We start from the raw sequence: 10,780 nt of genomic DNA on the forward strand, positions 1-10,780 counted from the left end.
ATTTTTTAGAGGAATTTTCCCCGGGCGAAGCGAAAGTGATGAATGGGAAATCGCTTTCAAAGGGGGAAGGGGTAAATGAGAGTATATACACCGACTAAACTGACCGGATTGTTATTGGGGCCGATCAGTTTTTTGCTGATTCTCGGCTTGATACCGGAAGCTGAGTTGGCTTACGCGCCGCGGATCGTTCTTGCGGTTACAGCTTGGACGGCCGTCTGGTGGATTACGGAAGCCGTGCCGATTCCGGCGGCATCGCTCTTGCCAGTCATTTTGCTGCCGACATTGGGCGGTTTAGATATGGAAACGACGGCCAAAGCATACGGCGATCCGATTGTGTTTATGTATATGGGGGGATTTATCATTGCGATCGCCATCGAAAAATGGAATCTTCATAAACGGATCGCCTTGCATATTTTGAAGCGGATCGGGGCTGAAAGCCATCGAATCGTGCTCGGCGTGATGGCGGCGACGGCGTTTTTATCGATGTGGATTTCGAATGCAGCCACCGCTTTGATGATGCTTCCCGTAGCGCTTGCAGTTATTAAAGAAGTGCAGGAAAAAGAAATTTTAAAAGGCGAATCGCTGCAGAAGTTCAGCAAAAGCATTTTGCTGGCTGTCGCGTATGCGGCTTCGATCGGCGGACTTGCGACATTGGTCGGTTCCGTGCCGAATGCGGTCTTTGCCGCGATGTCCAAACAGATGCTCAATCACGAAATTATGTTTTTTGAGTGGTTTTTATTCGGGTTCCCGGTTTCCGTTCTGTTTCTTGCCATTTTATATGTTTATTTAACGAAAATAAAATTTAAAGTGAGCGCCTTTCAAGGAAAAAAACCTGATTTTATCGATCATGATTTAAAGGCGCTTGGCGCAATGACGAGGGAGGAAAAATCGGTTTTTGCCGTTTTTTTGTTGACCGCATGTTTGTGGATGTTCAAATTCATCCTGCCGTTTCAAATTTCAGATACGTCGATTGCGATTTTCGGAGCGGTTTTGCTGTTTTTAATTCCGAGTACAAAGGATGAACGGATTTTGGAATGGAAGGATATGCAGACGCTGCCATGGGGGCTTCTTCTGTTGTTTGGAGGCGGCTTGTCGCTTGCGGCCGGTTTTTCGGCGACCAATCTGACGGCTTGGATCGGCGGCAAGCTCAAGCTGTTGGAAGGCCATCCTTACTTATTTGTACTGATCATTTTGACGGCTGCAATTTTATTTATGACCGAAATCATGTCTAATACGGCTGTCGCCAATATGGTGATTCCGATGACGATCGGTCTTGGCGCCGCGCTTCAGGTTGAGCCGTACGGGCTGATGGCGGCAGCTGCGCTTGCTTCATCATGCGCCTTTATGCTCCCGATCTCTACCCCGCCGAATGCGGCCGTCTTCAGCTCCAATCTGCTGACGATGAAGGACATGGTCAGGGCGGGTTTTTGGCTCAATATCGCAGGTGTCGTCTTGATCGTGATCAGCGTATATTTCTGGCTTCCGGCCGTCTTCCTGTAATGTCCGTGAAAAAGCTCTCACTAGTTTTCTTGCATCATCTGCATTAAAATAAGGTTATGACATTACGTTAGGATTGGTAGACAGATGAGCATTTTTAAAGCGGAAGGTTTATATAAAACTTACGGAGATAAAACATTATTTGACCATATATCGTTTCATATTGAAGAAAACGAACGGATCGGCTTGATCGGACCGAACGGAACGGGAAAAAGCAGTTTGCTGAAAGTGATCGCGGGCCATGAATCGACCGAAAAAGGAGACATCACCAAGCCTGGCAGCCTCCATATCGAGTACTTGGATCAGGATCCTGATTTGGAGGGTCCGGAAACCGTACTTGAGCACATTTATTCGGGAGATTCCGTGATGATGCGGACGATGAGGGCGTATGAGCAGGCGCTTCAGGAGCTGAATGCTTCGCCTGATGATCCGAAGAAGCAGGAAAACCTGCTGGCGGCACAGGGGAAAATGGACGAACACGGCGCCTGGGACGCGAATACGGCGGCAAAAACGATTTTAACGAAGCTTGGCGTCGCGGATGTGGCAAAAGAAGTAAGCTCGCTATCAGGAGGGCAAAAAAAGCGGGTTGCGATTGCGAAAACATTGATTCAGCCTGCTGACCTCCTCATTTTGGATGAGCCGACAAACCACCTTGACAATGAAACGATCGAATGGCTTGAAGGCTATTTGAGCGGGTATCCGGGCTCCGTCGTTCTCGTCACCCATGACCGCTACTTTTTAAACCGGGTGACAAACAGGATCTATGAACTGGATCGCGGGCGCCTATACACATACAAAGGGAACTACGAAGTGTTTTTGGAAAAGCGGGCCGAAAGAGAAGCGCTCGCCGAACAAAGCGAAACGAAGCGGCAAAACCTTCTCAGAAGAGAACTTGCCTGGCTGAGAAGGGGAGCCAAAGCCCGTTCGACAAAACAAAAAGCAAGAATTCAGCGGGTGGAGGAACTAAAGGAACAAGATGCGCCTGAAGCCGGCTCTTCCCTTGATTTCGCCATCGGCTCCCACCGTCTCGGCAAGCAGGTAATTGAAGCGGAAGGTGTTGACATCAGCCGCGGCGGCAATCAGCTTGTCCGTTCATTTGATGAACTGATTGTGCCGGGGGACCGGATCGGCATCATCGGACCGAATGGGATCGGCAAAACAACGCTTTTAAACGCGCTTGCCGGCCGCGTCAAGCCTGATGGAGGGCAGATCACGATCGGCCAGACTGTAAGAATCGGATACTATACACAGGATCACAGCGAAATGAACGATGCGCTGCAGGTCGTCGAATACATTAAGGAGACGGCTGAGGTCGTCAAAACGGCCGACGGACAAGTGGTCACAGCTGAGCAGATGCTGGAAAGGTTCCTTTTTCCGCGGAGCATGCAGCGCAACTTGATTCGCAAGCTGTCAGGCGGAGAAAAGAGGCGCCTTTATCTTTTGAAAGTGCTGATGGAGGAGCCGAACGTCCTGTTCCTCGATGAGCCGACAAACGACCTTGATACCGAGACGCTCGGAGTGCTGGAAGATTATTTGGAACAGTTTCCCGGCGTTGTCGTGACCGTTTCCCATGACCGCTATTTCCTTGACCGTGTCGTCGACAGGCTGCTTGTATTTGAAGGCAGCGGAAACGTTTCGCGTTTTCAAGGTTCATACAGCGAATATATGGAGAAGCAAAAGGAGACCAGCCGTCAAAAGCCGGCGCCTGAAGCCGCAGAACCTGTCAAACCTGAGAAAAAGAAAAGAAAGAAGCTGTCTTATAAAGACCAGCTGGAATGGGACGGCATCGAAGACAGAATCGCCGCTCTCGAAGAAAAGCATAAACGGCTTGAAGAGGAAATCGCCGCCGCCGGCAGCGACTTCGCCAAGATTCAGACATTGATGGAAGAGCAGGCGCAAACAGCCGCAGAGCTTGACGAGGCAATGGAGCGCTGGACCGAGCTGTCGCTGATGATCGAGGAGCTGGAACAATCGTAATGGAAGCTGCCGGGAAATCCCGGCAGTTTTTAATTTGCCGGGCTTTTTTCAGCATCGTTACAAAAATAGCCGATTAATTTTTCCTTTAATAAAGACGCCGCCAGACTCAGCTCTCTGTCTTGATGGACGATGAGCCCGTGGGTGGAGACAATCGGGGCAGTCACAGGCAGCAGTTTGAATTGCTTGGCTTCAAGTTCTTGTTTGACGGCGATTTCAGGAATGAAGGCAAAGCCGATGCCGCATTTTACCGCCTCTTTGATCATGGCGATGCTTGGGTACTCCAGGGCGCTGTTTCCTTCAATCCCGGCACCTTGCAATAATCTGCCCGCTTTTGTGTGGTAGACGCAGCTTGTGCCGAAGCTGATGAATGTTTCGCGGCTAAGAGCGCCAAGGCTCTCAGATTCAACCTTTTCAGCGAGATCATTGGAAGCGATGAACACCAGCTTTTCTTCGAGCAAAGGGGTAAAAAGGATGTCGGCCCTATTCGGATTTTGCGGTACGATTCCGAAATCGACGGCATGGTTTTGCACCTGCTGAACGATATCGTGCTGAAACCCGTTTTCCAATTGCAATCTGATCTTTGGATATTCTTTAATAAAATCCCGGATCAGGAGAGACGTGCGCGTCAGAAAAAACGATTCCTGCATGCGGATGCGGACGGTTCCTTGCGGCTGATCCAGTTCATTCATCGCTTCTTCCAAGGTGCTGCCTAAATGAATAAATTGATAGGCATATTTACTTAGCTTCAAACCGGCCGGTGTCGGCTTCACACCTCTTGACAGCCGGTGAAACAAACGCTGTCCGCAAGCCTGCTCCAAAAGCTGAATATGGCTGGTGACTGTCGACTGTACATACCCCAGCCGATCAGCGGCGCGGCTGAAGTTTTTTTCTTCCATGACGGCGATGAAGGTTTTAAAAAATTTACCCTCTAAAAGCTCAATCATAGCTTGTCATCTCCTTGATATCGAAAATCAAAATGATTTCTATCGTAATCATTCATAAGTAAAATGTCTCTCCCCATGATATCGTAGGTTTTGCAAGAATAAAAGAAAAATTGAGGAGGAAAACAATGAAAAGAACGAGAGGATTCAGACTTGGCGTGTACATTTTCAAGGATGCTGAAATCATCGACTATGCCGCCCCATACGGAGTGTTTTCAGTGGCGAGGAGGCTCGATCCTGAACTGGACGCCTTTCTTGTGGCGGATGCGATGAAACCGGTTCAGACGCAAGCCGGGCTTACCGTTCATCCGAATTACAGCTTCAATGACCAGCCAGATATGGATGCTTTCTTAATTCCGGGCGGTTTCGGTACACGACAGGAGACCAACAACAAACGGCTGCATCAGTTTATCCGCTCTCTGCCTGAGTCGACGCTTTTGGTGAGCGTATGTACAGGTTCATGGATTTACGGGCGCATGGGGCTCTTAGACGGGCTTTCCGCCACAAGCCGGAAAGAGCCGGATCGGCTTGAGGCGTCAGAGATGGGGCAAGTACCGATCGACCGCTTGGCGGACATCGCGCCGGCCTGCCGCGTCAGCCGGGCGAGAATCGTCGACAGCGGACGGATCATCACCGCCGGGGGAATTGCTTCAGGCATGGAAATGGGCTTTCACTTATTGAGAAGAGCGGGCTATGATGAAAGCTTCATAGAAGAAACGGCGCGTGTTATGGAGTATCAAGAGGGGTACAGCCAGTATCAGGATGATATTGAATACGTGCGGAAAGAGAAATAAGTCGAAGCTGCCGGGGAGAACCCGGCAGTTTACAACGGTTCGTCTGCCTGTAAAACGATTTGAAGCAACCCCGGAAAACGGCTGTCCAAGTCCTCTTGGCGAAGCGAAATAAACCGTTGTGTTCCTTCTATTCTTGTATGAATGACTCCCGATTCCCTAAGGACTTTAAAGTGATGAGACAGGGTTGATTTTGGAATGGGAACGTTAACAGCGCTGCACGATTGTTCGCCGGCTTCTGCAAGATTTTTTATGATTTGAAGTCTGATTTGATCACTGAGGGCGTAAAGAACAGCGGATAAACTGATGTCAGGGCGGTTTGTCTGTTTGCATCGGTATTATACATTTCTTCAATGCTCCTGTTTAAAAACAGCCGGGCGCTGAATCAATCAAAAACTGCATAAGAATCGAGTCTGCCGGAAAAACCGGCAGCTCTTTTTGATTTATATTTTGGAAAACGACAGCCGCGCCACCGCATCATGCATGTGAATCGATTCTTCGTTCCGGCATTCGATCTCAAAGGCGGAGATCCAGTTCATTTCGTATAAGTCGGCAGCCGTTAAGCGGATGACGTCTTCTACAAATCTTGGATTTTCATAAGCCTGTTCAGTCACTCTTTTTTCGTCGGGCCTTTTTAAGACGGGATGGAGCTTTGCGCTTGCGTTCGTTTCCGCTGCGGCAAGAAGCTCGGTTTTGAAATCGTCCGGCATCTCCGCCTGCTCATTGATATGTGCGGTGATCTTGATTATGCCGCGCTGGTTATGGGCGCTGTATTCGCTGATTTCTTTTGAACACGGGCAGAGCGTCGTCACATGGGCCGTGATGCCGACGGTTTGTGAAAAGCCTTTGTTTTCATGATAAGAGACTGTCATATGGATATCGGCGTGCATCAATCCTGACAGTTTGGTTTCCGGGCTAAGGCGCTCGAAATACCATGGAAAACTGACAGAGACGGATGCGCTTTGCTGTTCCATATTGTCGGCTAAATCCTTTGCAAAATCTTTCAGTGTATGGACATCAATCGTCCAGTTTGCTTCGTGATAGCGCTGCAGCTGTTCTGTCAGGCGGCTCATATTGATTCCTTTGCGGCCGCGCGCAAGGCTCGTCGTAAAGGAAAAAGCGCCGATCGTCGTTTGTGTAAACGGCTTGAGCGAGGATGCAATCAAAATCGGATGCGAAACGTTTGAGACACCGACATGGTCAATGTCAAAAAAATAGTCGTTCGGTGTATTTTGAATATCCTTCATCTGTTCTTTATCGGTCGGTTTTATTCCTTTCACGGCTTCGACAGATCCGAAGCGGCGGTGGCGTTCGGGTTTTGCGGGCAAATGCAGGATACGTTCCATTGATGAGACCCCTTTCTATAGTAAATCGAAATAGTTCCTATTTATTTTGAGGGAATGCTGTGATAAAATCAAGTGGTCATGTCTAAAGCATGCAAATTAAATCGAAATGATTTCGTTTAGGGAGTGGTTGTTTTGCAGCATAGCGAAATCGTCATTGTTGGAGCGGGACCCGCAGGTATTGGAATGGGAATCGTTCTGAAAAAACTCGGTTTTCAATCGTTTGCGATTTTGGAAAAAGACCGTGCAGGAGCTTCATTTCGAAGCTGGCCTGAAGAAATGAAACTGATAACACCGTCCTTTACCGGACAGGGGTTCGGGGCTTTGGATTTAAATGCTGTTGCTCCGGGAACATCCCCTGCCTTTACTTTTCACCGCGAGCACTTGAGCGGGCAGGAGTATGGAGATTATTTGGCGCTTTTGGCCGATCATTTTCAGCTTCCAATTCAAGAAGGCACATCGGTTCGCAACGTTTATAAAGACGACGGCGGTTTTTCAGTTGAAACTAATAAAGGCATGATGAAGGCCAAAGACGTTATTTGGGGAGCCGGTGAATTCCAATTTCCGAAATATTCGTTTCATGGTGCAGAGATTGGCATCCACAACAGCAAGGTCGCCAGATGGAGCCAATTTGAAAAGGCCCATTATTACGTGGTAGGCGGCTATGAAAGCGCAATGGATGCGGCGGTTACACTGGCGTCCTATGGCAGCGATGTGACGGTTGTGATGCCGAATTCGCTCAGCGAAAACGCTGAAGCCGATCCAAGCCGGTCGCTTTCACCTTATACATGGGAGCGTCTTGAAGATGCATATGAAAAAGGGAAGGTTCAGTTTTTGGAAAAAGCCCTGGTAGAAAAACTGGCGAAAAATGGACCAGCCTATGATTTATATTTGTCAGACGGGAGGAAAATACGCTCGGAAACACGGCCGATTATCGCGACAGGCTTTCATTCCGGGGCAAAACAAATCGAGCATTTGTTTGAATGGGGAGAGAACGGCAAACCGCTTTTAACGAATGAAGATATGTCGACCGTGACGGACGGTCTTTATTTAATCGGGCCGAGCGTTCAGCACCAAAACGCCGTCTTTTGTTTCATTTATAAATTCAGGCAGCGATTCGCCGTCATCGCCGAGCATTTGTTGGAAAAACGAAAGTTTTCGATTGATGAAAAGGTGCTGACAGAATACAGGGAAAATCAAATGTTTCTCACGGATTTGAGCTGCTGTGAGGTGCAGTGTGAATGCTGAAAGAGCCAACGCGGCGGCAGCGCATGCTCTTTATCGGACTCGAATCGGTCGGAAAAACAACGCTTTTTTCCGCGATCACAGATCAGAGAGCAGGCGAAGCAGCCAATGTGAAAGGATCGACGATATTTGCGGCTGAACGGGAGATCAAAAGCCTTCCGGGCTGGCAAGCCATTGATACACCGGGCATTCGGGAGGATGACAGCGTGTCGAAAAGAGCGCTGAAAAAAGAGATCGAAAAGGCCGATGAGGTGGTTGCCGTCTTGCGCGGCACCCATTTTTCAGAAGAGCTGAACGCGGTCTTGGACCTGATTCCGCCGGATGCCAGGCGCGTCTGCTTTATCGTTACGTTTCAGGATAAAATGACGGACGCCATGCGCCGGACGCTTTCTGAGCAAGTGGCCAAGCACAGTCTCCCGGTCCTGTTGGTTGATACGAGAACTGTGACAGACGATAAAAAAGAGCATATCATCGCTTTTTTAAGAAAAGAGGCTGAATTTCATCCGCTGAAACGGAAACGGATGAAACAGATTAAACTTGAAAGTGTGGCTGTTCAGCAGTTTGTGTTTCATCGTCCCGTAGTTGGGCCTGTTGTGAGTACTGCACTTTTATGTTTGTTATTTATGGTGCCGATCGTATTGGCTTATCATACATCAGAGTGGATGCAGCAATACGCGGACGAATGGGCGGTTGAACCTCTCCAAAATGCGGTCGGAGGCTTGCCGTCATGGCTGAGCGCGGCATTGGCGGGGAATTATGGCCTGTTATCCCTTGGCATTTACTCGTTTGTTTGGGCGTTTCCTGTCGTTTTGTTTATGTCTATAGCAAATGCGGCAGCAGATGATTCGGGTTTAAAGGACCGGATCGTCGATTCACTGGACCCGCTGATGCGGAAGATCGGTCTGAACGGCCGCGATTTAGTTCCGCTTTTGACCGGATTTGGCTGCAATGTCGTTGCCGTTCAGCAGACGCGGTCGTGCAGCATGTGTACGAGAAAGCGCTGTGTATCATTTATTTCTTTCGGATCAGCGTGCAGCTACCAAATCGGCGCGACGCTGTCGATTTTTCATGCTGCGGGAAGGGAGTGGCTGTTTATCCCTTACCTCGCTGTTCTTGTTGCCGCAGCAGCCGCTCATAACCGGATATGGTATCGCATCGATCAGAAATGGGCCGCTTACTTCGAGCGCCGGCAAACGTTTTTACAGATGCCGTCCTGGAAAGGGATCGTCTTTCGAGTAAAAGAAGTGCTCCAGCAATTTATCTTTCAGGCGATGCCGATCTTTCTCATCATTTGCCTGGCGGCGACAGTATTGAATGAACTCGGTGTCATCCGTCTTGTGACATTGCTTGTCTCGCCTGTTTTAAGCCTGTTCGGTGCTCCGGAAGATGCGGCGCCGGGCCTTGTTTTTTCTCTGATCAGGAAAGACGGCATTCTCTTGTTCAATGAAGGGAATGGAGCGCTTCTTGATGTGCTGCCGGGGGCAACGCTCTTTCTGCTCATTTACTTGGCATCAACCTTTACTCCATGCATGGTGACGGTTTGGACAATTGCCAAGGAACTGGGGATGAAAACGGCGGCAGCCATTATGGGAAAACAGATGGCCACTTCAGTCGTGTCAGTTTTGATCATCATGATCATCTGGAAGCTGACACTTTGCATTTTTAAATAAATTGTGGTGAAATAAAATACAAATCGTAATCATTACGATTTGATAAGAGAAAGGAGAATGAAAAAATGAGTAACAAGATTCCTGTAACAGTGTTAAGCGGATACCTGGGGGCGGGTAAAACGACGCTGCTGAATCACATATTGCAAAACCGCCAAGGGCTGAAAGTCGCCGTTATCGTTAATGACATGAGCGAAGTCAACATTGATGCCGGGCTTGTCAAGCAAGGCGGTGGCCTGTCGAGGACGGATGAAAAGCTGGTCGAAATGTCAAACGGCTGCATTTGCTGCACACTCAGAGAGGACTTGCTGGTTGAAGTCGAAAAACTGGCGAAGCAAGGAAATATCGATTATATCGTGATCGAATCGACCGGTATCAGCGAACCGATCCCGGTCGCTCAGACGTTCTCTTACATCGACGAAGAATTGGGTATTGATTTGACGCGGTTCTGCCGTTTGGACACAATGGTCACGGTGGTCGACGCCAATCGTTTTTGGCACGATTTTCAGTCGGGGGACAGCCTGCTGGACCGGAAAGAGGCTGTCGGTGAAGAGGATGAACGTGATATCGCCGATCTGCTCATCGATCAAATCGAGTTTTGCGATGTGCTGATTTTGAATAAATGCGACCTTGTCTCCGAGGAAGATCTGGAAAAGCTTGAGAAAGTGCTGAAAACGTTGCAGCCTAAAGCAAACATCATCAGAGCGGTCAAAGGAGAGGTCGATCCGAAGGTCATCTTAAACACCGGTCTTTTCAATTTTGACGAAGCAAGCGGCTCAGCAGGCTGGATCAGGGAATTAAACGAAGGACACCACCAGCATACGCCTGAGACTGAAGAATACGGAATATCTTCGTTTGTATACGAAGCGCGCCGTCCTTTTCATACCGAGCGGTTTTATAACTGGATTCATTCGCTGCCGGAAAACGTCGTCAGGGCGAAAGGAATCGCCTGGTGTGCGACGCGCAACAGCCTTGCCCTTTTGATGTCGCAGGCAGGGCCATCCGTGTCGCTGGAACCGATCTCTTATTGGGTGGCCGCGCTGTCCAAGGCGGAACAGGAGCAAATCCTCAGACAGAATCCAGAGCTATTAAAAGAATGGAATGAAGAATTCGGAGACCGCCACACAAAGCTCGTCTTTATCGGATTGGATCTGTCCCCGTCAGAAATTACCGCCGAAGCGGATCGATGCCTTTTGACAGATTCGGAGATGGCGGACGACTGGTCGCTTTTATCTGACCCGTTCGATTGGCAGATTGAAAGAGCTAGATAAATGAATTTCCACATTAAGACAAAAGAGATATCTCTTTTGTCTTTTTTT

At 48.9% G+C, this 10,780-nt stretch carries 9 protein-coding genes; 6 read left to right on the forward strand and 3 right to left on the reverse strand.

Annotated features, from left to right (window positions below; all coding sequences use genetic code 11):
• Positions 1-75 precede the first annotated feature (75 nt).
• Together CP943_RS04295 and CP943_RS04300 are read left to right on the forward strand one after the other, a co-directional pair.
• Complete coding sequence (locus tag CP943_RS04295) at positions 76-1,500, forward strand: SLC13 family permease (protein WP_105980795.1); 1,425 nt, start codon at positions 76-78, stop codon at positions 1,498-1,500.
• An 84-nt stretch (positions 1,501-1,584) separates the two neighbouring features.
• Complete coding sequence (locus CP943_RS04300) at positions 1,585-3,474, forward strand: ABC-F family ATP-binding cassette domain-containing protein (RefSeq protein ID WP_105980796.1); 1,890 nt, start codon at positions 1,585-1,587, stop codon at positions 3,472-3,474.
• Positions 3,475-3,503: 29 nt separating this feature from the next.
• On the opposite strand, the gene CP943_RS04305 is transcribed toward CP943_RS04300, so the two are convergent.
• Positions 3,504-4,418 carry a LysR family transcriptional regulator gene (locus CP943_RS04305; RefSeq protein WP_105980797.1) on the reverse strand — a complete coding sequence of 305 codons (915 nt, stop codon included), beginning with the start codon at positions 4,416-4,418 and terminating at the stop codon, positions 3,504-3,506.
• 125 nt (positions 4,419-4,543) lie between these two features.
• Here CP943_RS04305 and CP943_RS04310 point away from each other — a divergent pair, with 125 nt between their 5' ends.
• Positions 4,544-5,209 (forward strand): DJ-1/PfpI family protein, encoded by a 666-nt coding sequence (locus CP943_RS04310; protein ID WP_020450506.1) that lies wholly within the window; start codon positions 4,544-4,546, stop codon positions 5,207-5,209.
• A gap of 29 nt (positions 5,210-5,238) precedes the next feature.
• On the opposite strand, the gene CP943_RS04315 is transcribed toward CP943_RS04310, so the two are convergent.
• The gene (locus CP943_RS04315; RefSeq protein WP_075213022.1) at positions 5,239-5,514 is read right to left on the reverse strand and encodes an ArsR/SmtB family transcription factor; all 276 of its coding nucleotides are present in this window, start codon (positions 5,512-5,514) and stop codon (positions 5,239-5,241) included.
• A gap of 135 nt (positions 5,515-5,649) precedes the next feature.
• A complete protein-coding gene (gene folE2 / locus CP943_RS04320; RefSeq protein WP_023855779.1) occupies positions 5,650-6,552 on the reverse strand; it encodes a GTP cyclohydrolase FolE2 in 903 nt (300 codons plus the stop codon).
• 132 nt (positions 6,553-6,684) lie between these two features.
• Here folE2 and CP943_RS04325 point away from each other — a divergent pair, with 132 nt between their 5' ends.
• The 3 genes from CP943_RS04325 (at position 6,685) to CP943_RS04335 (ending at position 10,732) form a co-directional block, all read left to right on the forward strand.
• The gene (locus CP943_RS04325; RefSeq protein WP_020450508.1) at positions 6,685-7,797 is read left to right on the forward strand and encodes an NAD(P)/FAD-dependent oxidoreductase; all 1,113 of its coding nucleotides are present in this window, start codon (positions 6,685-6,687) and stop codon (positions 7,795-7,797) included.
• Entirely contained in the window at positions 7,791-9,464 is a 1,674-nt protein-coding gene (locus CP943_RS04330) for a nucleoside recognition domain-containing protein (protein ID WP_105980798.1), read from the forward strand. The genes CP943_RS04325 and CP943_RS04330 overlap by 7 nt, the downstream gene beginning before the upstream one ends.
• Positions 9,465-9,529: 65 nt before the next feature.
• Complete coding sequence (locus CP943_RS04335) at positions 9,530-10,732, forward strand: GTP-binding protein (RefSeq protein WP_105980799.1); 1,203 nt, start codon at positions 9,530-9,532, stop codon at positions 10,730-10,732.
• The last annotated feature ends 48 nt before the right edge of the window (positions 10,733-10,780 follow it).

It is taken from the genome of Bacillus paralicheniformis (assembly GCF_002993925.1).
GTDB classification, from domain to species: domain Bacteria; phylum Bacillota; class Bacilli; order Bacillales; family Bacillaceae; genus Bacillus; species Bacillus paralicheniformis.